20 protein-coding genes and 1 pseudogene (1 of these 21 cut by a window edge) are annotated in these 23,518 nt (G+C 63.7%); 13 read left to right on the top strand and 8 right to left on the bottom strand.

Annotated elements, in window-relative coordinates; genetic code table 11:
- Nucleotides 1-55: 55 nt before the first annotated feature.
- Together AC3EMP_RS00140 and AC3EMP_RS00135 are read left to right on the top strand one after the other, a co-directional pair.
- Nucleotides 56-922: a carbon-nitrogen hydrolase family protein gene (locus AC3EMP_RS00140; protein ID WP_023748462.1), complete on the top strand. Its 867-nt coding sequence runs from the start codon at nucleotides 56-58 to the stop codon at nucleotides 920-922.
- Complete coding sequence (locus AC3EMP_RS00135) at nucleotides 919-1,344, top strand: DUF1178 family protein (protein WP_023672980.1); 426 nt, start codon at nucleotides 919-921, stop codon at nucleotides 1,342-1,344. The genes AC3EMP_RS00140 and AC3EMP_RS00135 overlap by 4 nt, the downstream gene beginning before the upstream one ends.
- Before the next feature lie 4 nt (nucleotides 1,345-1,348).
- On the opposite strand, the gene AC3EMP_RS00130 is transcribed toward AC3EMP_RS00135, so the two are convergent.
- Nucleotides 1,349-1,834 (bottom strand): MarR family winged helix-turn-helix transcriptional regulator, encoded by a 486-nt coding sequence (locus tag AC3EMP_RS00130; RefSeq protein ID WP_023672979.1) that lies wholly within the window; start codon nucleotides 1,832-1,834, stop codon nucleotides 1,349-1,351.
- A gap of 101 nt (nucleotides 1,835-1,935) precedes the next feature.
- On the opposite strand from AC3EMP_RS00130, the gene AC3EMP_RS00125 reads away from it, so the two are divergent.
- A complete protein-coding gene (locus tag AC3EMP_RS00125; protein WP_488494576.1) occupies nucleotides 1,936-2,826 on the top strand; it encodes a DMT family transporter in 891 nt (296 codons plus the stop codon).
- Between the two features lie 84 nt (nucleotides 2,827-2,910).
- Here the strand turns inward: AC3EMP_RS00125 and AC3EMP_RS00120 are convergent, their stop codons facing one another.
- From AC3EMP_RS00120 to AC3EMP_RS00105, 4 genes are all read right to left on the bottom strand, one after another.
- On the bottom strand, nucleotides 2,911-3,252 hold the full coding sequence (locus AC3EMP_RS00120) for an MmcQ/YjbR family DNA-binding protein (RefSeq protein WP_352713308.1): 342 nt from the start codon (nucleotides 3,250-3,252) through the stop codon (nucleotides 2,911-2,913).
- Between the two features lie 14 nt (nucleotides 3,253-3,266).
- Complete coding sequence (gene ubiG, locus AC3EMP_RS00115) at nucleotides 3,267-4,016, bottom strand: bifunctional 2-polyprenyl-6-hydroxyphenol methylase/3-demethylubiquinol 3-O-methyltransferase UbiG (protein WP_023672976.1); 750 nt, start codon at nucleotides 4,014-4,016, stop codon at nucleotides 3,267-3,269.
- Between the two features lie 85 nt (nucleotides 4,017-4,101).
- The gene (locus AC3EMP_RS00110) at nucleotides 4,102-4,401 is read right to left on the bottom strand and encodes an antibiotic biosynthesis monooxygenase family protein (protein WP_023822812.1); all 300 of its coding nucleotides are present in this window, start codon (nucleotides 4,399-4,401) and stop codon (nucleotides 4,102-4,104) included.
- Entirely contained in the window at nucleotides 4,398-6,239 is a 1,842-nt protein-coding gene (locus AC3EMP_RS00105; protein ID WP_352843060.1) for a CHASE3 domain-containing protein, read from the bottom strand. The genes AC3EMP_RS00110 and AC3EMP_RS00105 overlap by 4 nt, the downstream gene beginning before the upstream one ends.
- 245 nt (nucleotides 6,240-6,484) lie before the next feature.
- Here AC3EMP_RS00105 and AC3EMP_RS00100 point away from each other — a divergent pair, with 245 nt between their 5' ends.
- The 6 genes from AC3EMP_RS00100 (at nucleotide 6,485) to clpB (ending at nucleotide 16,151) form a co-directional block, all read left to right on the top strand.
- On the top strand, nucleotides 6,485-7,738 hold the full coding sequence (locus tag AC3EMP_RS00100) for an aspartate kinase (RefSeq protein ID WP_023672973.1): 1,254 nt from the start codon (nucleotides 6,485-6,487) through the stop codon (nucleotides 7,736-7,738).
- A gap of 83 nt (nucleotides 7,739-7,821) precedes the next feature.
- Entirely contained in the window at nucleotides 7,822-10,092 is a 2,271-nt protein-coding gene (gene ptsP, locus AC3EMP_RS00095; protein ID WP_023672972.1) for a phosphoenolpyruvate--protein phosphotransferase, read from the top strand.
- Between the two features lie 8 nt (nucleotides 10,093-10,100).
- The gene (gene prfA, locus AC3EMP_RS00090) at nucleotides 10,101-11,180 is read left to right on the top strand and encodes a peptide chain release factor 1 (protein WP_023672971.1); all 1,080 of its coding nucleotides are present in this window, start codon (nucleotides 10,101-10,103) and stop codon (nucleotides 11,178-11,180) included.
- Nucleotides 11,173-12,051 carry a peptide chain release factor N(5)-glutamine methyltransferase gene (gene prmC, locus AC3EMP_RS00085; RefSeq protein ID WP_352597428.1) on the top strand — a complete coding sequence of 293 codons (879 nt, stop codon included), beginning with the start codon at nucleotides 11,173-11,175 and terminating at the stop codon, nucleotides 12,049-12,051. Before prfA ends, prmC begins: the two co-directional genes overlap by 8 nt.
- Before the next feature lie 304 nt (nucleotides 12,052-12,355).
- On the top strand, nucleotides 12,356-13,336 hold the full coding sequence (locus AC3EMP_RS00080; protein WP_023698975.1) for a DUF4167 domain-containing protein: 981 nt from the start codon (nucleotides 12,356-12,358) through the stop codon (nucleotides 13,334-13,336).
- 208 nt (nucleotides 13,337-13,544) lie between these two features.
- Nucleotides 13,545-16,151, top strand: coding sequence for an ATP-dependent chaperone ClpB (gene clpB, locus AC3EMP_RS00075; protein ID WP_488494575.1), 2,607 nt, complete (start codon nucleotides 13,545-13,547; stop codon nucleotides 16,149-16,151).
- Nucleotides 16,152-16,440: 289 nt separating this feature from the next.
- On the opposite strand, the gene AC3EMP_RS00070 is transcribed toward clpB, so the two are convergent.
- Both AC3EMP_RS00070 and AC3EMP_RS00065 read right to left on the bottom strand, forming a co-directional pair.
- Entirely contained in the window at nucleotides 16,441-17,085 is a 645-nt protein-coding gene (locus AC3EMP_RS00070) for a glycoside hydrolase family 25 protein (protein ID WP_352597426.1), read from the bottom strand.
- A 25-nt stretch (nucleotides 17,086-17,110) separates the two neighbouring features.
- On the bottom strand, nucleotides 17,111-17,713 hold the full coding sequence (locus AC3EMP_RS00065; protein WP_352597425.1) for a hypothetical protein: 603 nt from the start codon (nucleotides 17,711-17,713) through the stop codon (nucleotides 17,111-17,113).
- Nucleotides 17,714-17,920: 207 nt separating this feature from the next.
- Between AC3EMP_RS00065 and AC3EMP_RS00060 the strand changes: the two are divergent.
- The 4 genes and pseudogenes from AC3EMP_RS00060 to AC3EMP_RS00045 all read left to right on the top strand — a co-directional run.
- Nucleotides 17,921-18,309: pseudogene (locus tag AC3EMP_RS00060) on the top strand (ATP-dependent chaperone ClpB); the annotation flags it as partial.
- Nucleotides 18,310-18,380: 71 nt separating this feature from the next.
- Nucleotides 18,381-18,737, top strand: a complete 357-nt coding sequence (locus AC3EMP_RS00055) for an MmcQ/YjbR family DNA-binding protein (RefSeq protein WP_023685771.1) — start codon at nucleotides 18,381-18,383, stop codon at nucleotides 18,735-18,737.
- Between the two features lie 292 nt (nucleotides 18,738-19,029).
- On the top strand, nucleotides 19,030-20,547 hold the full coding sequence (locus AC3EMP_RS00050) for a L,D-transpeptidase family protein (RefSeq protein ID WP_488494574.1): 1,518 nt from the start codon (nucleotides 19,030-19,032) through the stop codon (nucleotides 20,545-20,547).
- A 102-nt stretch (nucleotides 20,548-20,649) separates the two neighbouring features.
- Nucleotides 20,650-22,209, top strand: coding sequence for an MFS transporter (locus AC3EMP_RS00045; RefSeq protein WP_023743067.1), 1,560 nt, complete (start codon nucleotides 20,650-20,652; stop codon nucleotides 22,207-22,209).
- Between the two features lie 172 nt (nucleotides 22,210-22,381).
- Here AC3EMP_RS00045 and AC3EMP_RS00040 read toward each other — a convergent pair whose 3' ends face one another.
- Nucleotides 22,382-23,518: the 3' portion of a M23 family metallopeptidase gene (locus AC3EMP_RS00040; protein WP_352711802.1), read on the bottom strand. The gene runs 834 nt beyond the window's last position; the window shows 1,137 of its 1,971 coding nt (coding positions 835-1,971); its start codon lies off the right edge, out of view — the gene reads right to left on this strand; it ends in the stop codon at nucleotides 22,382-22,384.

Here is a 23,518-nt window from a genome sequence, read left to right as displayed (position 1 = left end):
CCGGACGGAAAACCGTTACACACTTTTCCTGGAATTGCTCAAAGAGGACGTGACGATGGGTATTTTCAAGGCGGCGGCGATCCAGATGCGTTCGGGCGAGAGCCCCGAGCGCAACGCGGTCGATCTCGAACGGCTGGTGCGCGAAGCGGCAGGCCTCGGTGCAACCTACATCCAGACCCCGGAAATGACCGGTGCGCTGATCCGCGACAAGGAAGCCAGGGCTGCTTCCTTCACCTTGGAAGACAAGGACATCGTCGTGGCGGCCGCGCGCAAGCTCGCCAGCGAACTCGGCGTCTTCCTGCACATCGGCTCGACCGCCATCCTGCGCACCGACGGCAAGCTCGCCAACCGGGCGCTGCTGTTTGGGCCGGACGGCGCCACCCTTGCCACCTACGACAAGATCCACATGTTCGATGTCGACCTCGACAATGGCGAGAGCTGGCGCGAATCCGCCGCCTATGAGCCGGGCACCGAGGCCGTCGTCACCGAGATCGACGGCGCTAGGCTCGGCTTTGCCGTCTGCTACGATCTACGCTTTCCACAGCTGTTCCGCGCCGAGGCGATGGCCGGCGCCGACCTCTTGTCGGTGCCTGCCGCCTTCACCCGCCAGACCGGCGAGGCGCACTGGCATGTGCTGCTGCGAGCCCGTGCCATCGAGAACGGCGCCTATGTGGTTGCTGCAGCACAAGGTGGCCTGCATGAGGATGGCCGCGAAACCTATGGCCATTCGCTGATCGTCGACCCATGGGGTCGAATTCTCGCCGAGGCCGACCATGACGATCCGGAGGTGATCATCGCCGAGATCGACACGGCGCAGTCGTCGGCCGCGCGTAAGAAAATCCCCAATCTCAAGAACGCGCGTGATTTTGCCGTCAATGCCGGCGCAGTGGAAGCGCCGCGGCTCAGGGGCGCGGCTTCGTGATCCGCTTTGCCCTGATCTGCGAGCACGAGCACGAATTCGAGGGCTGGTTTCGCAGCAATGACGATTTCGACACGCAGAAGAAGCGCGGCTTCGTCGATTGCCCGAGCTGCGGCTCGCACAAGGTGCAAAAGGCGCTGATGGCGCCAGCCGTCTCCACCGCGCGGAAGCAGGAAACAATTGCGCTGGCCATGGGCGAAACCCAGAAGCAGGCTTTGGCGCAACTGAAGGCGATGGCCGAGAAGGTGCGCGAGAATGCCGACTATGTCGGCGACAAGTTTGCCGAAGAAGCGCGCAAGATCCATTTCGGCGAGAGCGATGCGCGCGGCATCTATGGCGAGGCGACGTTGGACGAAGCCAAGAGCTTGGCCGAGGATGGCATCGATTTCATGCCGATCCCGAGTTTTCCCGAGGAGCGCAATTGAGCGATCAGCTGGCGCTATCGATCAATTTGCCAAGCAACTGAGCCAGTGCCCCCCGCTCCGTGCCGGTGAGCCCGGCGAGGATTTCATGCTCGTTGGCGACGTGGGCGGTCAGGGCTTCGTCGATCAAGGCCAGACCTTTTTCGGTCAGTTGCACGACAATGCCACGCCGGTCGTTGGGGTGCGGGCCGCGCAGGATCAGTCCGGCCTTCTCAAGCCGGTCGAGCCGGTTGGTCATGGCGCCGGAGGTCACCATCGTCGCCTCGTAGAGAGCGGTCGGTGTCAGCGCGTAAGGCTGGCCGGAGCGGCGCAGCGTCGCCAGCACATCGAATTCGCCGGCCTGCAGTCCGAAACGGGCAAACAGCGGGGCGAGGCGCTCGCGGGCGATTAGCGAGGAGGCTTCGTTCAGCCGCCCAAGCACCAGCATCGGCGACACCTCCAGGTCCGGCCGTTCCCGCTTCCATTGCTCCACCGCCTTTGCCGCGCGATCCATCTGTCTCACCGCTAAGTATCTTGACGTTAAGAATCTTTGTGGTATGCTACCTCAAGATACAGTTTCGACCCAGTGCCGCAAGTGAGTGACGGGACCATCCGATGAAATTTCTCTGGGAATTGGCGCTTGGCCTGCTGGTCGTCACCGGCGGCCTGCTCGGCCTGACCCTGCCGTTCGGCAAGCTGGCGACGGCTGCCGGCGTTCCGGCCATGGTCTGGGCCTTCGTCATCTCGTTCGGCGCCGGGGGCGTGCTGCTGTGCGCGTTGCTCGCGAACGGCGAGCGCATGCGGCTCACGTCGCACAGACTGCGCTATTTCTTCATCACCGCCGCCGTGTCCTACGCCGTGCCCAATCTGCTGATGTTTTCGGCTATCCCGCATCTCGGCGCCGGCTATACCGGCATCATGTTCACGCTGTCGCCGGTCATCACACTGGTGTTTTCGATCCTGCTCGGCGTTCGACGGCCAGATACGCTCGGCAGTATCGGTATCGCCGTCGGCTTCATCGGCGCCGTCATGGTGGCGGTGACGCGCGGCGAGGCCGGCCAGCCGGCCGATGTCTACTGGGTGCTGGCCGGACTTTTGATCCCGGTCAGCCTTGCCGCCGGCAATATCTATCGCACCGTCGACTGGCCCGAAGGCACCGGTCCGATCGAACTGGCCGTCGGCAGCCACCTGGCCTCGGCGACGCTGCTGCTGATCGGCATTCTCACGCTGTTCGGGGTCGGCGCCTTCGCCCCGCTTGGCGCCGTGCCGCTGGTCGTCGTGGCGCAGGTCGCCTCGGCCTCGGCGATGTTTGCCTTCTTCTTCCGGCTGCAGGCCGTGGGCGGTCCGGTCTATCTCAGCCAGATCGGCTATGTGGCGGCGGCCGTCGGCCTGTTTGCCGGAACCATCTTCCTCGGCGAGCACTACCAGTTGCTAACCTGGGCCGGCGCGGTGATCATCACCATCGGCGTGATCATCACCACCAAGGCGCAGAGCCAGAAGGCATAGGTTCTTTGTTTACGCAATTCCCTAGGCAAAGCGCTATGCGCTTTCCCGGGAAACCGCTTCACACTTTGCTCGAACTGCTCAAGCTTAAATTTGGCTCGCGTCGAGGCGCTTCCGTAGCGCCGGCGGGGCGACGTTTCGCCAGGCCGTCCGAACGGCGCTGCGGAATGTCTGTTCGTCGCAGGCTTCGAGCATGATCGACGTCCATCCCTTTTGGCCCCAGCCGCCTGTCACGGGCCTGAAAACCGATGGCTCAGCCGCGGCCATCATCTCTTGCTGGTCCCGGTCGAGCTTGACGACAGCACGGTCGGCTTCGGGCAGCGAGACGAAGATACGGTTGCGGACGCGGAAGTCAGCCTTGCCGAAATGCGATTGCTCGACCGTTTCGGGAAGATCGAGCGCCAGCTCTCGGGCCCTGATAGTGTCCACGGCCGCCCCTTCGTTCAGACCGATCGTTTTTCCGCCAGCACCATATAGTTGACGTCCATGTCCTTGGAGCGTGCCCAGCGGTCGGCGAGAGGATTGTAGGTCACGCCGGTGCGGTCGATGATGGTCATGGCGGCGCTGCCGAGCGCCTTTTCAAGCTCTTCGGGCCGCACCAGCTTGCCGAACTGGTGGGTGCCGCGCGGCAGCCAGCGCAGCACATATTCGGCGCCGATGATGGCCAGGCCCAGTGCCTTCAGCGTGCGGTTGATGGTGGCCACGAACATGATGCCGCCGGGCTTGACCATCTCGCCGCACTTGCCGATGAACAGGTCGACATCGGCAACATGCTCGACGACTTCCATGTTGAGGACGACGTCGAATTTCTCGCCGGAATCGGCCAAATCCTCAGCGGTCGTAGCGCGATAATCCACCGTCACGCCGCCTTCGGCCGCGTGCAGCTTCGCCACCTCGATGTTGGTTGCCGAGGCGTCGGCGCCGACCACTTCGGCTCCAAGCCTTGCCATCGGCTCGCACAACAATCCACCACCGCAGCCGATATCGAGGAAACGCAGGCCTTCGAACGGCCGCGCCGCCCGCGGATCGCGGCCGAAGCGCGCCGCCACCTGGTCCCGGATATAGGCCAGCCGGACCGGGTTGAATTTGTGCAGCGGACGGAATTTGCCGTTCGGGTTCCACCATTCGGCGGCAAGCGCGGAAAAGCGTTCCACTTCTCCGGCATCGATTGTCGATCGTCGGGCCTCTGGCATGGGGCGGGTCTCCTCGGACGCTAGGAAGTCGGGTGCCGGGGCAAGAAAGTCAAGGCCGGTTTTATGCGACTGCTGGCAAGTCGACCTAGGGCCTCGAGATCACAATCGCCGCATGTCCCATCTCAACACTCGCGGGATCGATGGCCCGCATCGCTTCGCAATCGCCGATCTCGGCCATGATGCGGCCCGCGGCGGCGAGAGCCTGCTCGCGACTTCGCCAGCGCACGACATCGACCCAGCTGCCATCGTCCCGCCGCGCCAGGCAGCGGTTTACGAAACCAGGTTGCCGCGCCAGCCAGTCGGCGACCAGGTTGTTGGCGGCGGCAAAGCCCGCTTCCGCTCCAGGCTTGAGGCGAAAGGTGACGATTTCCAGGGTCTCGGTCATTTTGCGTCCAGCACGTCGCGCAATTTCGCCGCCAGCTGCTCGATGGTGAAGGGCTTGGCCAGGAAATGCACGTCATGGTCGAGCACGCCATTGTGGACGACGGCGTTCCTGGTGAAGCCGGTGGTGAAGATCACCTTCAGCTTCGGCATGCGCGCCAGCGCCTCCTCCGCGAGCTTGCGGCCATTCATCACCGGCATGACGATATCGGTGAACATGAGCGCCACACCGGGGTTGTCGCCCAGCTTTTCCAGCGCTTCCTGGCCGCTTGCGGCATGAATGACGGTGTAGCCGAGTTCGCGCATGGCATCGGCGGTGGAAGCCCGCACGCGTGGATCGTCCTCCACGACAAGGATGGTTTCGGTGACCGGCACGGCAGGATTTCCGGCTCGTTCCGAAGATATGGCGGCCTCTTCCGGGCCGAAGAAGCGCGGCAGGTAGATCCTGATCGTGGTGCCTTGGCCGGGTTCCGAGTAAATCTTGACGTGTCCGCCGGACTGTTTGACGAAGCCGAACACTTGGCTCAGCCCGAGGCCGGTGCCCTTGTCGACCGGCTTGGTGGTGAAAAATGGCTCGAAAGCCCGCTCCATGACGTCCGCCGGCATGCCGGCGCCGGTGTCGCTGACCGCGATCATCACATACTGGCCGTCTTTGACCTCGGCATGGGTGGCGGCGTAGCTCTCGTCGAGGTGGCTGTTGGCGGTCTCGATGGTCATCTTGCCGTCCTCGCCCATGGCGTCGCGCGCATTGACCGCCAGATTGAGAATGGCATTTTCGAGCTGGCTCGGATCGGCATGGGTCTTCCACAGGCCGCCAGCCAGCACGGTTTCGATGCGGATGGTTTCGCCGAGCGCCCGCCGAAGCAGGTCCGACATGCCGGCGACCAGACGATTGGCGTCTACAACCTGAGGCGCGAGCGGCTGCTGGCGCGAGAAGGCAAGCAGCCGTGACGTCAAGTTTGCGGCCCGGGTCGCCGCATCGGTCGCCGCTTCGATGAATTTCATGATGTCGTGCTCGCCCCGCGTCAGCTTGCGCTGGGCGAGGTTCATGGCGCTGATGATCACCGCCAGCATGTTGTTGAAATCGTGGGCGATACCGCCGGTCAGCTGGCCCACAGCCTCCATCTTCTGCATCTGGCGGATCTGCGATTCGGCCTTTTCACGCGTCTGGATTTCGTTGCCGAGCTCGATGTTCTTGCGCATCAGCTCTTCCTGGGCGATCGCCACTGCGCGGAACCGGCGGCGCGAAAGGCGAACCGTGTAGGCGCCAAGCAGGAAGATCGCCAGCAGCGCCGCTATCGAGCCGATTCGCAGCCAGTTTTCGACCAGGTCGGTATGAGCGTCGCGCGCGGCGATGGCTGCGCCGCCAATGCGCCGGATCGTGTCCATGCTGGCCCGGATCTGGTCCATGGCGGCCTTGCCCTGGCCGCTGCGGACCAGTTCCAGAGCTTTTGCCGCATCGCCGCGATCGTAGAGTGCAATCGTCTCAGCCAATTCGGCCTGGTTTTGTGAAAGCGCGTCCTTGACGTGGTTGATCTGCTGCACGAGTTCGTCGTCGGGCGCGGTCATGCCGTCGATGCGGGCAAGCTGGCCCGGAATGGCGTCGACCGCCTGCCGATAAGGCTGGAGGTAGGATTTCTCGCCGGTCAGGAGATAGCCGCGCTGGCTGGTCTCGGCCTCCTGAGCCATCGTAAGCAAACCGGAAAGCAATTCCTGATACTCGACCGCCTGGCGCGCGGCCTCACGATTGGCTCTCTGGGTCTCGACCAGCACGGCGCGTGTGCCGACGATCAACGCCAGCACGGCGAAGCCGATGAACAGCGGCAGCGATTGCCACCGCATGGCGCGTCGAAGGCGAACAATCATTCGATATGCCGGACCAAAAGGAGTTTCCCGCGGGCAGCATTTGGTAAGCGGCGGCGGGGCCGAACGCAATATGCCGCGATCCTGAAGCCGGCATCCGCCGCCAGCCTTGCGAAACCGTGATCATTTGGCTAAGGAGGCGCGCATTCAGCGGCCGGCTTCTGTCGAGCGCTTACTTCCCCTTTCGGTCCTGGGCCGGCTTCAGTCAAAGGCATTTCGCTTCCATGGCGCGCATCGTGATGAAATTCGGCGGAACCTCCGTCGCCGACATCGCCCGCATCCGCAATGTGGCGCGTCACGTCAAACGCGAGGTCGATGCCGGCCATGAGGTCGCTGTCGTGGTTTCGGCGATGGCGGGCAAGACCAATGAACTGGTTGGCTGGACGCGCGAAGCCTCGCCCATGCACGACGCGCGCGAGTATGACGCCGTGGTCGCCTCGGGCGAGCAGGTGACTGCCGGCCTGCTGGCGATCACACTGCAGAATATGGGCGTCCATGCCCGCTCCTGGCAGGGCTGGCAGATCCCGATCAAGACCGACAACGCGCATGGCGCGGCGCGCATCCTCGAAATTGACGGCGCGTTCCTGATCAAGCGCTTCGGCGAGGGCCAGGTGGCTGTCGTCGCCGGCTTCCAGGGCATCGGCCCGGACAACCGCATCGCCACGCTCGGCCGCGGCGGCTCCGACACAAGCGCGGTGGCCATTGCCGCGGCGGTCAAGGCCGACCGCTGCGACATCTACACCGATGTCGACGGCGTCTACACCACCGATCCGCGCATCGAGCCGAAGGCGCGGCGGCTCAACAAGATTTCGTTCGAGGAAATGCTCGAAATGGCCTCGCTCGGCGCCAAGGTCTTGCAGGTGCGCTCGGTCGAGCTTGCCATGGTGCACAGGGTGCGTACGTTCGTGCGGTCGTCCTTCGACGATCCCGATGCGCCCGGAATGGGGGATTTGCTCAATCCTCCGGGAACGCTCATTTGCGACGAGGAAGAGATCGTGGAACAGCAGGTCGTCACCGGAATTGCCTACGCCAAGGACGAAGCGCAGATTTCTCTGCGCCGCGTCGGCGACCGCCCGGGCGTTGCCGCCGGCATTTTCGGCCCGCTGGCCGAGGCCAACATCAATGTCGACATGATCGTCCAGAACATCTCCGAGGACGGCAAGTTCACCGACATGACCTTCACCGTGCCGTCCGGCGACGTGGACAAGGCGTTGGCCGTGCTGGAGCGTCTGAAGGCTTCGATCGGCTATGACGTGGTGCAGTCGGAAGCCGGCATGTCGAAGGTTTCGGTCATCGGCATCGGCATGCGCAGCCATGCCGGTGTGGCCGCCACCGCTTTCAAGGCGCTGGCCGACAAGGCGATCAACATCCGCGCCATCACTACCTCCGAGATCAAGATTTCGATACTGATTGACGGTCCCTACACGGAACTCGCGGTTCGTACTTTGCATTCCGTGTACGGTCTGGATAAGCAGTAGCGAGAGCGATTTGAGTTGTTGCGTGTGCGCCGGTGGCAGTGGAAACTGCGGCGGGCAAAATGCCCATTGGAGAAGAAGCCGCGATGCGTGATACGGCCAGTGGCCCGCGCGTTCTGCTGAAACGGCTCCGCGAGCTCATGCAGGAGCCGCTGGAGCCGCAGGAGCGGCTCGACCGGATCGTGCGCGACATCGCCTCCAACATGGTCGCCGAGGTCTGCTCGCTCTATGTGCTGCGCGCCGATTCGGTGCTCGAACTCTATGCCACCGAAGGTCTGAACCCGAACGCCGTCCATTTGGCGCAGCTGCGGCTGGGGCAGGGCCTCGTCGGCACCATTGCCGCCAGCGCGCGGCCGCTCAACCTCTCCAATGCGCAGGAACATCCGGCCTTCGCCTACCTGCCGGAGACCGGCGAAGAGATCTACAATTCCTTCCTCGGCGTGCCGGTACTAAGGGCAGGGCGCACGCTCGGCGTGCTGGTGGTGCAGAACAAGACCATGCGCCACTACCGCGACGACGAGGTCGAGGCGCTGGAAACGACCGCCATGGTGATCGCCGAGATGATCGCCACCGGCGATCTCGCGCGCCTGACCCGGCCCGGCCTCGAACTCGACCTGCGCCGTCCCGTCAGCTTTACCGGCCTGTCCTTCAACGAGGGTGTCGGCCTCGGCCATGTCGTGCTGCATGAGCCACGCATCGTCGTCACCAATCTGTTCAACGAGGACAGTGAGGAAGAGGTGCGCCGGCTGGAGACGTCGCTCGGTTCGCTCAGGCTTTCCATCGACGACATGCTGGAGCGGCGCGATGTCGCCTTCGAGGGAGAACATCGCGAGGTGCTCGAGGCGTATCGCATGTTTGCCAACGACCGCGGCTGGGTGCGCCGGCTGGAAGAGGCGATCCGCAACGGCCTGACGGCGGAAGCGGCGGTGGAAAAGGTGCAGAGCGACATGCGCGCCCGCATGCTGCACATGACCGATCCTTATTTGCGCGAGAGGATGAGCGACTTCGACGATCTCGCCAACCGGCTGCTGCGCCAGCTGATGGGGCGCGGGCCTGACGACGTCGCGGCGTCACTGCCGAAGGATGCCATCCTGGTCGCGCGCTCGATGGGCGCGGCCGAACTGCTTGATTATCCCAGGGACAAGCTGCGCGGCGTGGTGCTGGAAGACGGCGCTGCCACCAGCCATGTCGTCATCGTAGCGCGCGCCATGGGCATTCCGGTCGCCGGCCAGATGAAGGGCGCCGTTTCCATGGCGGAAAACGGCGATGCCATCATCGTCGACGGCGAGGAAGGCACCATCCATCTGCGGCCGCAGCCCGACCTCGAAGCTGCCTATGCCGAAAAAGTGCGCTTCCGGGCGCGCCGGCAGGAAGTCTACCGGGAACTGCGCAAGAAGCCGTCGGTGACCAAGGACGGCGTCCAGGTCGACCTGCTGATGAATGCGGGCCTGGCCGTCGACCTGCCGCAGCTGGCCGAGGCGGGTGCGGCCGGCATCGGCCTGTTCCGCACCGAATTGCAGTTCATGGTCGCCTCGACCTTCCCGCGCGCCGAGGCGCAGGAGCGGCTCTACCGCGACGTGCTGGACGCGGCGCGTGGCAAGCCGGTCACCTTCCGCACCATCGACATCGGCGGCGACAAGGTGCTGCCCTACTTCAAGGGCGCTGTCCAGGAAGAAAACCCTGCGCTCGGCTGGCGCGCGATCCGGCTGACGCTCGACCGGCCGGGTCTGCTCAGGACCCAGATCCGCGCTCTGCTGAAGGCCTGCGGCGGGCGCGAACTGAAGCTGATGCTGCCGATGGTGACCGAGCTCGGCGAAATCGCCCAGGCGCGCGAGATCATCGACCGCGAAGTGCGGCATCTCTCCCGCTTTGCCCACCATCTGCCGACCAGCCTCAAGGTGGGCGCCATGCTGGAAGTGCCGTCGCTGCTGTTCCAGCTCGACGAGTTGATGAAGGCGGTCGATTTCGTCTCGGTCGGCTCCAACGACCTGTTCCAGTTCGTCATGGCGGTCGATCGGGGGAACACGCAGCTCTCCGACCGCTTCGACACGCTGTCGACGCCGTTCCTGCGGGTTCTGAAGCAGATCGCCGACGCCGGGGTTCGCAACCACACGCCGGTGACGCTGTGCGGCGAGCTTGCCGGAAAACCCATTTCCGCCATGGCGCTGATCGGCCTCGGCTACCGCTCGATCTCGATGTCTCCAGCCTCGATCGGCCCGGTCAAGGCGATGTTGACCGAACTGCCACTGGAGGAATTGGAGGCTTTCTTTGCCGACAATCTGATGGCGCCAGCTCAAGGGCTGCCGATGCGGGCGCTGCTGCAGGCCTTCGCCGACGACCGCTCCATCCCGCTATAGCATTAGCCATGGTCAATCTTCCCCGCGAGCGTATGGATCAGGTCGTCAAGCGTTTCGAGATGCTCGAAGCGCAGATGTCGGCCGGCCCGGCAGCCGATGCCTATGTGAAGATGGCTTCCGAATATGCCGAGCTGCAGGACATGGTGGCCAAGGTCAGGGAACTGCGCTCAGTCGAGCGCGAGCAAGCCGACCTCGAGGCGATGCTTGCCGACAAGGGCACCGACGCAGAGATGCGGGCCCTGGCGGAGGCAGATTTGCCGGGCGTCGAAGCGCGAATCGAAGAGCTGCAGAAGGACATCCAGATCCTGCTGTTGCCCAAGGACGCGGCCGACGACAAGAACGCCATCCTTGAAATCCGCGCCGGCACCGGCGGCGATGAGGCGGCATTGTTCGCCGGCGACCTGTTTCGCATGTATGAGCGCTATGCCGCCGAACGCGGCTGGCGCTTCGAGACGGTGTCGGCCAGCGACGGCGATGCCGGCGGCTTCAAGGAAATCATCGCCACCATTTCCGGTAGGGGCGTCTTTGCCCATCTGAAATTCGAATCCGGCGTGCACCGCGTGCAGCGCGTGCCGGCGACCGAGGCCAGCGGGCGCATCCACACTTCGGCGGCGACGGTGGCCGTTCTGCCGGAAGCCGAAGAGGTCGACATCGACATCCGCGCCGAAGACATCCGCATCGACACGATGCGCGCCTCGGGTTCGGGTGGCCAGCACGTCAACACCACCGATTCGGCCGTGCGCATCACCCATTTGCCGACCGGTATCATGGTGGTGCAGGCGGAGAAGTCGCAGCATCAGAACCGGGCGAAAGCCATGCAGATTCTGCGTGCGCGGCTTTACGACCTCGAGCGCAGCAAGGCGGACGAGGAGCGCTCGGAGTCACGCAAATCGCAGGTTGGTTCGGGCGACCGTTCGGAGCGCATCCGTACCTACAATTTCCCGCAGGGCCGCCTTACCGACCATCGTATCAACCTGACGCTCTACAAGCTCGACCGGGTGATGATGGGCGAGCTCGATGAGGTCATCAATGCGCTGATTGCCGACCATCAGTCGAAGCTGCTCGCCGATATTGGCCTCGATGGCTGACATGTTGCCCGGCGCGCTCGGGCCGTTGTTGCGGGTGGCGCGGGAGCGGCTTGCCGCGGCCGGCCTTCCCGACCCGGCGCTGGATGCCAGGCTGATCGTCGAGCATTTTTCCGGCACGGACCGTACGCAGGCGATCGCCGACCCGCAACGGACGGTCGATGCGGGTGCGGTTGCCGCAATCGGCGCTGCTCTGCAGCGCCGCATGGCCGGCGAACCGGTGCACCGCATCCTCGGGTTTCGCGAGTTTTACGGCCTGCGGCTGTCGCTGTCGCCGGAAACGCTGGAGCCGCGGCCGGACACCGAAACGCTGGTCGAGGCGATCCTGCCTTTTGCCGGCGCGACGGCCGAAAGGCTGGTGGAATGCCGTATCCTCGATCTCGGCACCGGTACCGGCGCGATTGCGCTGGCGCTGCTCAGCGCGGTTCCGGCCGCGACGGCCACCGGGGTCGATATTTCACAAGGCGCGCTGGCAACCGCGATACGCAATGCCGAGCAACTCGGACTCGCCGGCCGGTTCGTGGGGCTGCAGTCCGACTGGTTCGAAAAAGTTTCGGGCCGATACCATGTAATTGCCGCAAACCCTCCCTATATACCGACTGGAGACATTGGAAATCTGCAGGACGAGGTCCGCGATTTCGATCCGCACAGAGCCCTTGATGGCGGTGTGGACGGTCTTGGCCCCTACAGGATCATCGCTGCCGAGGCGGCAAAGTTTCTGGAAGCACAAGGCAAGATAGCGGTCGAGATCGGCCACACGCAGCGCAATGAGGTCAAAGACATATTCGCGGCAGCCGGCTACAGGCTGGCCGGGGCATTTGTCGATCTTGGCGGAAACGACAGGGTTCTTATGTTTGAACAGGGAAAGCCTTGACGCAGTGCAAAAAAGCGCTTGGCAATGCCGGGGAATGCGGCTAGGGTCCGCCCTAACCGGATGAGACGAAGCAGGCAGTGCTCTTAGCGATTCGGTTTTCCTTGGAAATAGCTGCCTTCTTGCGCAAACGACGCCCAAGCTTCGTGCGGGAATCGTCCGGCAAGTGATGTAACCGGAACAGGATGACACGTGGCGCCAACGCAATTGATGCGGGCGAACGCCGGTGAAGAAACGAAACGGCTGGCTGCATGAGCGCCTCCGTTCGTGAAACGTTTTTCGAAAATTTCAAAATGAAGAGAGTCTTATGAGGCCACAACAGCAGAACAGGCGCATGCGCGGTCGCAACAACAATGGCGGCGGCGGTGGCAACAACAATAACAATAACAACAACCGCAAGGGCCCAAATCCCCTGACGCGCAACTACGAGAGCAACGGCCCGGACGTGAAAATCCGTGGATCGGCTCAGCAGATCGCCGAAAAATACGCCACTCTGGCCCGTGACGCGCAAAGCTCCGGCGACCGGGTTATGGCGGAGAATTACCTCCAGCACGCCGAGCACTACAACCGCATCATTGCCGCCGCACAGGCGCAGATGCCGATCCAGAATGCCCCGCAGAACCGCGACGAATTCGACGACGATGAAGATCGCGACGATTTTGACAATGCCGGCAGCGGCAATGGCGGCGAGACGCAAGCGCCGATGGCCAACCACGGCAACGGTCCGCAGCCGACGATTGAGGGCACGCCGGCCGAACTCGCATACGGCCAGGAAAACGGCCGCGAGAACAACAGTGGCCGTGACAATAATGGCCGCAACAATAACGGCCGCGACAACAATGGCCGCAACCGTGACCGCCGCCCCAATGGCGGCTATGGCCAGAACGACCAGCGTGGCGACTTTGCCCAGCGTGGCGAGCAGAACGGCCAGCGCGGCGACCAGCAGCGCTTCACCGAAACCCCGGCACAGGCGGAAACCGTTTCCGCGGTTGAGCCCGAAGCCGAGAGTGGTTTCTCCGAGCCGGCGCCGCTGTACGAAAACCTGTCGCCGGCGGCTCTTGCCGCCCGGGCCGAACTCAATGAGGCAGCCGCCGAGAGCGGCGCTGCCCGTCGCCCGCGGCGTCCGCGCCGCCCGCGCAACAATGCCGATCAGGTCGGTGACGAACAGTCTGGTGGTGGCCAGGTGGTGGATGGCGCCGGCGAGACCGCTGCCGCTGTTGACGTGGTTGATGCGGCGCCGGCCGAAAGCTCTGCCGGCGACCCGTTCGCCGTCGACGCCAACAACTGACCCACAAGACATAAGTCGATGAAACGGCGGAGAGAAATCTCCGCCGTTTTCGTTTGCTCGGCCATGCAATATCATCAGCCGGACGTCTTGAGCGGCAATGGCTTGCGCCCCATATCTGGCGTGAACTGGACCCGGCTCGGATGAGCGGGTCCGTCACCGCAATCTGATCCGGTGCCGCAAAGCGGGCCGGTGATGGAAGGAGACAGATATGAACCTCGAGAAATACTCCGAGCGCGTCCGCGGATTCATTCAGTCCGCCCAGACCATGGCGCTCTCGCGCAATCACCAGCAATTCACTCCCGAACATATGCTGAAGGTCCTCGTCGATGACGACGAGGGGCTGGCCGCCTCGCTGATAGAGCGCGCCGGCGGCAACGTGCGCGACGTCAAGCTTGGCGTCGAGACCGCCCTTGAGGCCATGCCCAAGGTGGAAGGCGGCAACGGCCAGCTTTATCTGGCGCAGCCGCTGGCCAAGGTGTTTTCGACCGCCGAGGAATTGGCCAAGAAAGCCGGCGACAGTTTTGTCACGGTCGAGCGGCTGCTGCAGGCGCTGGCGATGGAGAAGTCGGCCAAGACGGCCGATATCCTGTCCAAGGCCGGCGTCACAGCGCAGGCGCTGAACCAGGTGATCAACGACGTCCGCAAGGGCCGAACCGCCAATTCGGCGAGCGCCGAGCAGGGCTATGACGCGCTGAAGAAATACGCGCGCGACCTCACCGCCGATGCCCGCGCCGGCAAGCTCGACCCTGTGATTGGCCGTGACGACGAGATCCGCCGCACCATCCAGGTGCTGTCGCGGCGTACCAAGAACAACCCGGTGCTGATCGGCGAGCCGGGCGTCGGCAAAACGGCGATCGCCGAAGGTCTGGCGCTGCGCATCGTCAATGGCGACGTGCCCGAATCGCTGAAGGACAAGCAGTTGATGGCGCTCGACATGGGCGCGCTGATTGCCGGCGCCAAATATCGCGGCGAGTTCGAGGAGCGGCTGAAGGCCGTGCTCAACGAAGTCACCTCGGCGGCCGGCGGCATCATCCTGTTCATCGACGAGATGCACACGCTGGTCGGCGCCGGCAAGGCCGATGGCGCCATGGACGCTTCGAACCTGTTGAAGCCGGCGCTGGCGCGCGGCGAACTGCACTGCGTCGGCGCGACCACGCTCGATGAATACAGGAAGCATGTCGAGAAGGACGCGGCCCTTGCCCGCCGGTTCCAGCCGGTCTTCGTCAACGAGCCGTCGGTGGAAGATACCGTGTCGATCCTGCGTGGCCTGAAGGAGAAGTACGAGCAGCACCACAAGGTGCGCATCTCGGATTCGGCGCTGGTCGCGGCGGCGACCTTGTCCAACCGCTACATCGCCGACCGTTTCCTGCCGGACAAGGCGATCGACCTTGTCGACGAAGCCGCGTCGCGGCTGAGGATGCAGGTCGATTCCAAGCCCGAGGCGCTGGACGAAATCGATCGCCGCATCATGCAGCTCAAGATCGAGCGCGAGGCACTGAAGGTCGAGAAGGACGAGGCGTCAAAGGACCGGCTCGCGCGTCTCGAAAAGGAACTCGTCGGCCTCGAGGAGGAATCGACCGAGATCACCGCCAAATGGCAGTCGGAGAAGCAGAAGCTTGGCCTCGCCGCTGACCTCAAGAAGCAGCTCGACGCGGCCCGCAACGACCTCGCCATTGCCCAGCGCAAGGGTGAATTCCAGCGCGCCGGCGAGCTTGCCTATGGCAAGATCCCGGAACTGGAAAAGAAGCTGAAGGAAGCCGAAGCCCAGGACGGCAAGGCCGGCATGGTCGAAGAGGTGGTCACGCCCGACCACGTCGCCCATATCGTGTCGCGCTGGACCGGCATTCCGGTCGACAAGATGCTGCAGGGCGAGCGCGACAAGCTGCTGCGCATGGAAGACGAGATCGGCAAGCGAGTCGTCGGCCAGGGCGAAGCGGTGCAGGCGGTGTCCAAGGCCGTGCGTCGTGCCCGGGCCGGGCTGCAGGATCCGAACCGGCCGATCGGCTCGTTCATGTTCCTCGGACCGACCGGCGTCGGCAAGACCGAACTGACCAAGGCGCTGGCCAATTTCCTGTTCGACGACGAGAGCGCCATGGTGCGCATCGACATGTCGGAATACATGGAGAAGCACTCGGTCGCCCGGCTGATCGGAGCGCCTCCCGGTTATGTCGGCTATGAGGAAGGCGGTGCGCTGACCGAAGCGGTGCGGCGCCGGCCCTATCAGGTTGTGCTGTTCGACGAGATCGAGAAGGCGCATCCGGATGTCTTCAACGTGCTGTTGCAGGTGCTCGACGACGGGCGGCTGACCGACGGGCAGGGCCGCACGGTCGACTTCCGCAACACGCTGATCGTCATGACGTCGAACCTCGGCGCCGAATATCTGGTCAATCTCGGCGAAGAGCAGGACGTCGATGCCGTGCGCGACGAGGTTATGAGCGTGGTGAGAGCCTCGTTCAGGCCGGAGTTCCTCAACCGCGTCGACGAGGTGATCCTGTTCCACCGGCTGCGCCGGCAGGATATGGGCCGCATCGTCGAGATCCAGCTCAAGCGGCTGGAAAGCCTGCTCGCCGACCGCAAGATCACACTGTCGCTCGACCAGGATTCGATCGACTGGCTGGCGGCGAAGGGCTACGACCCGGCCTATGGCGCGCGGCCGCTGAAGCGGGTGATGCAGAAGGACCTGCAAGATCCGCTGGCGGAAAAAATCCTGCTTGGCGAGATACTCGACGGCTCGACCGTCAAGGTCACCGCCGGCTCCGACCGGTTGAATTTCCGGGCGAAACCGGCGGTCGTGAAGGACGCCGAAGCGGCGTGAGCCGGGCTATTGCGAAGACAGAGCGCCTCGCCGTATCGCGGGGCGCTCCCGATCCGGCCTGACCAGTTGCGTGGCGGGGCCGGCATCGCCGACAAGCCATCCTTAAAGCGGCACGCTTTAATCAGTCTATCGACGGCCGCCTGACTTTATCAGTTAATGCATGTCGCTCAAAAGTGGCCCCGTTTTGAGAGAACGACATGCATCAAAACAACTTAAAAGCGCGTCGCCTGAATCCGTTTCAGCGCGACACGCTTTAGGCATGCCGAGGCATTTGGCCGCCTGACGGACTCTACGATGCCCAGTCCTGCGCGAGTCGCGCCGCCGTGCCATCATAGTGATCGCAGTCGAGCCGACCGGCGCTGTTGCCCGGGATGCCGGGCACGGTCTTCGGGGCCGGGTCGTTGGGTCCGCCGTCGGTATATTGCCAGAGCCAATAGTTGTTCCAGCTCGCCTGCGGCACCGGCGTGGCGCTGTAGTGCGCGAGCCAGAGCCGATGGCTGCCGAGGAACGCGTCCTGCGTATGGCCGAGTTGCCCCTTCAGCAGACCGCCGCAGTAGAGCACCGGCTTGCGGCCGAGGCGCTGGGCCAGCTTGTGCAGGAAATCGCGCGCCTGATTGAGCGTCATCTGGTTGCCGGAGGTCTTCTCGTAGTCGAGCGCTACCAGCGTCCTGTCGTCCGGCTCTGCCCAGCCAAGGAAATTGTCGATCTGCTTGTCGACATCCACCGCGGTTCCCCAGTGATAGGCGCCCCAGAGCAGCCCGGCGGCTTGCGCGGCCGTCCGGCGGCCTTTGTACATCGGGTCCTTGCCGGTTCGTCCGGTGGTGGCTTTGTGGATCACGCCGATAAGTCCATTCGCCTTGGCAGTGGCGAAGCTGGTCACGTTGTCGCCGCGATAGATGTCCGTCACGCGTACAGGATTGCTTGGCGCAGGCATGGCATTCCTCCCTCAAAGTCAGGTTTCAGGTCGGCTCGCCCTCGACGACTGCGTGGGCATTCGGAATCTTCCGGTTGTTCGACGTTGGAAACTGGTTGCCGAGGAACTGCTTCATGTCGTCGAGCAGGGCGATGACGCGGGTGCGGCTGTCACCCCATTTAAGGTTGTCGTCTGCTGAACCGAGCGTCGTTCCCGGGTTGAAGCAGCCGATGCTGTAGAGATATCCGGCGCCCGGATGCAGCAGGATGCCGCTGCGGGCGCCCGTGCCGAGAAACCGGAAGCAGGGCCGCGGCCGCGCTTTCAATCCGGGGTCCGTCGAGTAGCCGATGGTCTGGTATTTGTCGTTGGATGCACCGTCGTGGGTCGACAGTTCGTAGGTGCCCGCGGCAATTCGGCGGTGATTGGTGACGCCGCTCTGTGTATTGTCGCCCGGACCCTGCCTTTCGGCGAGCATGCCGCTGAGCGCTGCGACCTTGGTTCCGTTGTGGAACACTTGGTAGTCTCCGACGGTTCGCGCGTAGCTCTTGTTCGCTCTCTTGTGCTGCTTCTTGCGGGTTATGAGAATTTCCCAACCGTTTCCTGAAATAGCCAATCGAACCTCCCCAATCTTCTCAACCAACACTGCCATGTCATGCCGCCCTGCCGCCAGGCTGACAATGCAAACCGGCACCGTACGAGAATTGCGCTCCTACGAAGTTCATTCCCCAACACCTGGAAATAGATCTACGAGGTGGCCGCTATCGTTGCATCGCCGGCTTGTCGCTTCTGTGAGCCACTTCACAGTATTGGCATATTTTTACTACGTCAATTCTGTGGCGCGCCCCAGAAACTGATAGAGGTGATGAATGTCGTCAAGGCGTCGTTCCGGCCGGAATTCCTCAACGCGTCGACGAGGTGATCCTGTTCCACCGGCTGCGCCGGCAGGATATGGGCCGCATCGTCGAGATCCAGCTCAAGCGGCTGGAAAGCCTGCTCGCCGACCGCAAGATCACACTGTCGCTCGACCAGGATTCGATCGACTGGCTGGCGGCGAAGGGCTACGACCCGGCCTATGGCGCGCGGCCGCTGAAGCGGGTGATGCAGAAGGACCTGCAAGATCCGCTGGCGGAAAAAATCCTGCTTGGCGAGATACTCGACGGCTCGACCGTCAAGGTCACGGCCGGCTCCGACCGGTTGAATTTCCGGTCCAGGCCCACTGTGGTGCCGACCGACGCGGCAGCCTGATCCAACGCCGCGCGTCCGACCGGACGCGCGGCATTTTCTTATGAAACAACAATCCTTTGACGGGGGTGCAGATGACGCTGGACGACTACAACAGCTTCTGCGCCTCGCTGCCGCAGACGACGCATGTCGTGCAGTGGGGCGGGGCCGATGTCTGGAAAGTCGGTGGCAAGGTCTTCACCATCGCCGGCCATGACCGGGAGGGTGGCGTCTTCGTCACCTTCAAATGCTCTGAAATGGCTTATGACGTGCTGAAGGATCAGCCCGGCTGCCGGCCGGCGCCCTATCTCGCCTCGCGCGGCATGAAATGGATCCAGCGTCAGACAAGCCAGAGCATGGATGATGATGCGCTGAAGGACTATCTCGGCGAAAGCCACCGCCTCGTCGTCCTCAAGCTGACGAAGCAGACGCGCAAGGAATTGGGCCTGTAGCAACCAGTAATCCGCCATCTTCATGCCCGGTTCATGTTGGAAAGCTTATGTTGTGGTTTGCTGGCGAAGGGGTTTGCCTGCAGGCTTTTGACGATCAGGGCGTTCCTTGCGCATCCAAACGGTGGCGAGAACGTTCTGGTGGGAACACTGCCGGGCGGCGGCAATTACGCATGACCCCGAAAATCGAAATTCGATTTTCGGAAAGGATCATGCGCAGACATGAAGTGTTACAGCGTCCTTTGCGCGTCCAAACGGACGCGCGGCGCTGTAAGTACCGGAGAGTTTGACCACCATGTTCCGCACGATCCTTGCCTTTTCGGTGCTCGCCGCCGGGCTGCTCACGTCCAGCGCCATGGCATCGCCGACTGTGGACAACGCACTGCCGGCCGTCCGCGCCGCCGATAGCGGCGGCATTGTGCTTGCCCAGGACGGCAATCTCGACATCTATTACGACGCCAGGGGCAACCGCGTCATCGTCGATGCCGAGACCGGCAAGGTCATCGCCATCCAGCCGCCGCAGACCAGGCTCGACCGCCGCGCGCTGCGCCGGGAAATGCGGGCACGTGAGCTTGGACGCGCACCGGTCGAAGACGACGACCGCTACTATCTCGACGATCCCGAAGACATGGCGCGTTTCCGCCGCAGGCAACTGGACGATCAGGGACGAATCCCCGGCCCGCCGGTTGATGAATACGATCCTGAAAGCGACAAATTCCTGGGGGCCGCTCCGCAGGATGATGCCAATGACAGCGACACCTATCCGGAAGCGCCGAAATCCGCTGAACCGCGGCCCGTCAAGCGCCAGCCGCTGAACGAAGCCTCTATCGATCCCGCCGAACCGGCGGCGCCCGCCGGCCAGGCCGCGCTGCCGCCGAAAGCCGGTGGCAAGACCGTGGTCGATCCCTCGCTTTCACTCGGCGCACGCCAGGATGTAGCCGCCTTGCAGGTGCTGCTCGACCGCGCCGGCGCTTCACCCGGCGTCGTCGACGGGCGCTTCGGCTCCAATGTCGACAAGGCGCTTGCCGCCTATAACCAGATCACCGGCAGCAATCTGCGCTCGACCGACGCGGTCGGCATCCAGGCTGCGCTGGCGCAAACCGGTGGCGATGCTTTCGCCAATTATACGATCACGCCCGAAGACGCGGCCGGGCCTTATGTCGCCTCGATACCGGAGGATTACAGCCAGAAGGCGCAGCTCGACCGCATGGCTTACACCTCCGTCACCGAAGCCTTGGCCGAACGGTTCCACATGGACGAGAACTACCTGAAGGGGCTCAATCCCGAGGCCGACTTCAGCCGTCCCGGCACCATCATCAAGGTCGCCAATTTCGGCAGGCTGGTGGCGACGCCGGTTGCCCGCATCGTCGCCGACAAGGACAAGAAGCAGGTGTTCGCCTATGACGCCGGTGGCAAGCTGGTCGCGGCCTATCCGGCCACCATCGGTTCAGCCGACACGCCCTCGCCGACCGGCACCCATACGGTGTCGCGCGTCGCGCTCGATCCGAACTACACCTACAATCCCAGCATCAATTTCAAGCAGGGCCAGAACGACAAGATCCTGACCATCCCGCCGGGTCCGAACGGCCCCGTCGGCTCGGTGTGGATCGCGCTGGACAAGCCGACCTATGGCATTCACGGCACGCCCGATCCCTCCAAGATCGGCAAGACCGAAAGCCATGGCTGCGTGCGCCTGACAAATTGGGATGCGCGTGAACTGGCCAAGCTGGTGTCGCCGGGCGTCACCGTCGAGTTCGTCGGCGGTCCCTCGGCCGATGATGTTGCGGAGCAAGTGAGCGCTCCAGCGCAGTGATATCGGCCTGCCCATAAGGCAGGCCGATATCCAAAGCTGGATTCATGAGCGCAGGGTGCTGGCTGGTTGTTGCCGGCCCGCAACAAGTCTAAGCAGACGCTCATGAAGTCTCCGAGCGAAGCCGCAGCCGTTCCCCTGACCAGGGCGCTTTCCAACGGTACATTTTGCCCGCAGTCGCAGCGCAAGTTCGTGCTGGTAGCGGCGATCCTGGCGTCAGCGCTCGGCTTCATCGACGGGTCGATCCTGGCCATTGCCATGCCGGCAATGCGCGTCGACCTCGGCGCCAGCCTGGCCGAGGTCCAGTGGATTTCCAACGCCTATGCGCTGACGCTGTCGGCGCTGATTCTGGCCGGCGGCGCCGCCGGCGACCGGTTTGGCCTCAGGCGCGCCTTCGTTGCCGGCATTGCGCTGTTCATCGTCGCTTCGCTGGCCTGCGCGGTGGCGCCGAATGCGCTGGTGCTCATCGCCTTTCGCGCCATTCAGGGCATTGGTGCGGCGATCATGGTGCCGGGCAGCCTCGCCATCATCGCCAAGGCCTATCCGAAGAAGGAGCGCGGCCGGGCGATCGGCATCTGGGCCGCCGCCTCGGCGCTGACGACGGCGCTCGGTCCAGTGCTCGGTGGCTTCGTCCTGTCGGCCTTTGGCGGCGGTATCTGGCGGGCGATCTTCGCCGTCAACCTGCCGCTCGGGCTGATCTCGATCTATCTCCTGCTGGCCAAGATTCCCGCCGACGCGCCGACGGAGAAGCGAAGCCTCGATCTCGGCGGCGCCGCTCTCGCCACGCTTGCCTTCGGGGCGCTTGCCTACGGACTGACCTCGATGAGCGCCGAAGGCAGGGGGTTGATGTCGGGGCCGAGCATCGCCGCAGGCGCCGTGCTGCTTATCATCTTCATCGTCTTCGAGCTTCGGCAGCGCGAGCCGATGATCGATCTCAAGCTGTTTCGGATCGGCGCCTTCGCCGGCGCCAACCTCGCCACCTTCTTCCTGTATTTCGCGCTGTCGGCCAATCTGTTCTACCTGCCGATGCTGTTGATCGCCGGATGGGGGCTGAGCACCAAAGAGGTCGGTTTCATCTTCCTGCCGCTGTCGGCGTCGATCGCGCTGCTGTCGGGTCTCGTAGGCCAGTGGTCGGATCGCATCGGTCCGCGTTTTCCGATCGCCAGCGGCTGCCTGGTGGTCGCCATCGCCTTTGCCGGGCTGGCTTTGCTCACTCATGCCGGCATGCACAATTTCTGGACCGGTATCTTTCCGCTGATGGCGGTGATGGGGCTCGGCATGGCGCTGGTGGTGTCGCCGCTGTCGACGGCGGTCATGACCGCGGTCGAGGACAAGGATACCGGCGCCGCTTCCGGCATCAACAATGCGGTTTCGCGCATTGGCGGGCTGATTGCTGTGGCGGCGATGGGCTCGCTCGCGGCCTGGGTCTATTCGACGATGCTCGATACCAGCGTCAGGCCGGGCATTCCGGGATTCGGCGAACCGGCATTGGCCGGCCTGGCGCCAGACCTTGATGCAACACGGCTCGCCGCCAGCGATGCGGCGTTCGCGGCCGTGTCGACAGTGACGGCCGTGCTTTGCCTCCTTGCCGCTGTTATCGCCTGGGCCACCGTTTCGGGGCAAAAGCTGCCTTGGTCACGAGCCGAAGAGGAGCAGTCGACCTGATTCGGAGCCGACCCGATTCGGAATGCTCTGATGGGGCGATTATGATTCGCCGGCGTCGAGTGTGACGGCTTAAAGCGCGTCGCGCTGAACGGATTCATACGACGCGCTTTAAGTCTTTGTTTTGACACATGTCCTTGTCCCAGAGCCGCGGCACACTTCTGGGCGACATGCACTAGCCTTCGATCTTGGCGCTCGCGACCTTCAGCGGATTGCTGTCTTCCTGCTTGAGCAGTTCATCGATGCGCTCGCGCTCGCGCTTGAAAGCGACCATGTCGTCGCCCTTCAGCACCTTGCCGACCGGCAGGCGCACGCGCATCGGGTCGACCTTGGTGCCGTTGACGATCAGCTCGTAGTGAAGATGCGGACCGGTGGAGAGGCCGGTCTGACCGAGGAAGCCGATGGTCTGGCCCTGGCGGACATGAACGCCGGGTTCGATGCCTTTGGCAAAGGCGCTCTGGTGATTGTAGGAGGTCTCGTAGCCATTGGCATGGCGGATGATGATCTGTTTGCCGTAGCCGCCGGCCCAGCCGGCCTTTTCGATGGTGCCGTTGCCGGCGGCGATGATCGGCGTTCCGATCGGCGCCGCCCAGTCGACGCCGGTATGCATGCGGACATAACCGAGGATCGGATGTCGGCGGGCGCCGAAGCCGGAGCGGAATTTCCCGGCGGGCAGGGGGTTGCGCAACAGGAACTGCTCGGCGCTAGATCCGTCCTCGTCGAAATAGTCGGTCGAGCCGTCCTGCATCTGGAATCGGTAGAAATTGCGCGTCTGGCCGCCGAAGGTCGACGAGACATAGAGCAGTTCCGATTCGTCGGAGGCCTGGTCGTCGCCGTCCGGCTGCGAGAACAGGACGTCGATGCGGTCCGACGGATTGAGCCTGGACTGGAAGTCGACGCCGGAGGCCAGGAGCTTGACCAATTGCTGGGTCAGCTTCTTCGACATGCCATAGGAATAGGCGGCGCGGTAGATGCCGTCATAGACGTTCGGCAGATTGCCGCGCACCACCACCGGTGCCGACGAATCGTCGAACGCGGTCAGCAATTCGGGGTTCGGCTCCGGTTCCTGCGCCGGCACATACTGGCCGCGGTCGTCGAGCGCGATGGTGACGATGTGCGTTGTCTTGTCATAGACGCTGGTGCGAACGACCTTGGCGGCGTCGCCATGTACCTCGAGCCCGACCCGCAGCACGGTTCCGGCCTTCAGCGCCGGTGCGTTGAGCAGCTTGCCGATCGCCTCCGCCATGCCGGTGGCGTCATCGCCCGTATAGCCCGAATCAGCGAAAGCCTCGGCAATGTCGCGGTCCCTGGT

Source organism: Mesorhizobium sp. P160219 (genome assembly GCF_057786095.1).
The sequence above is the reverse complement of the archived record's forward strand: the minus strand, read 5'-3'. Positions and strand labels throughout refer to the sequence as shown.

Bases quoted from the DNA above. Each gene is read 5' to 3' on its own strand.
- AC3EMP_RS00140 (WP_023748462.1), top strand. From the start codon at position 56: ATGGGTATTTTCAAGGCGGCGGCGATCCAGATGCGTTCGGGCGAGAGC.
- AC3EMP_RS00130 (WP_023672979.1), bottom strand. From the start codon at position 1,834: ATGGATCGCGCGGCAAAGGCGGTGGAGCAATGGAAGCGGGAACGGCCG.
- AC3EMP_RS00125 (WP_488494576.1), top strand. From the start codon at position 1,936: ATGAAATTTCTCTGGGAATTGGCGCTTGGCCTGCTGGTCGTCACCGGC.
- ubiG (WP_023672976.1), bottom strand. From the start codon at position 4,016: ATGCCAGAGGCCCGACGATCGACAATCGATGCCGGAGAAGTGGAACGC.
- AC3EMP_RS00110 (WP_023822812.1), bottom strand. From the start codon at position 4,401: ATGACCGAGACCCTGGAAATCGTCACCTTTCGCCTCAAGCCTGGAGCG.
- AC3EMP_RS00105 (WP_352843060.1), bottom strand. From the start codon at position 6,239: ATGCGGTGGCAATCGCTGCCGCTGTTCATCGGCTTCGCCGTGCTGGCG.
- AC3EMP_RS00100 (WP_023672973.1), top strand. From the start codon at position 6,485: ATGGCGCGCATCGTGATGAAATTCGGCGGAACCTCCGTCGCCGACATC.
- ptsP (WP_023672972.1), top strand. From the start codon at position 7,822: ATGCGTGATACGGCCAGTGGCCCGCGCGTTCTGCTGAAACGGCTCCGC.
- prfA (WP_023672971.1), top strand. From the start codon at position 10,101: ATGGTCAATCTTCCCCGCGAGCGTATGGATCAGGTCGTCAAGCGTTTC.
- prmC (WP_352597428.1), top strand. From the start codon at position 11,173: ATGGCTGACATGTTGCCCGGCGCGCTCGGGCCGTTGTTGCGGGTGGCG.
- AC3EMP_RS00080 (WP_023698975.1), top strand. From the start codon at position 12,356: ATGAGGCCACAACAGCAGAACAGGCGCATGCGCGGTCGCAACAACAAT.
- clpB (WP_488494575.1), top strand. From the start codon at position 13,545: ATGAACCTCGAGAAATACTCCGAGCGCGTCCGCGGATTCATTCAGTCC.
- AC3EMP_RS00070 (WP_352597426.1), bottom strand. From the start codon at position 17,085: ATGCCTGCGCCAAGCAATCCTGTACGCGTGACGGACATCTATCGCGGC.
- AC3EMP_RS00065 (WP_352597425.1), bottom strand. From the start codon at position 17,713: ATGGCAGTGTTGGTTGAGAAGATTGGGGAGGTTCGATTGGCTATTTCA.
- AC3EMP_RS00055 (WP_023685771.1), top strand. From the start codon at position 18,381: ATGACGCTGGACGACTACAACAGCTTCTGCGCCTCGCTGCCGCAGACG.
- AC3EMP_RS00050 (WP_488494574.1), top strand. From the start codon at position 19,030: ATGTTCCGCACGATCCTTGCCTTTTCGGTGCTCGCCGCCGGGCTGCTC.
- AC3EMP_RS00045 (WP_023743067.1), top strand. From the start codon at position 20,650: ATGAAGTCTCCGAGCGAAGCCGCAGCCGTTCCCCTGACCAGGGCGCTT.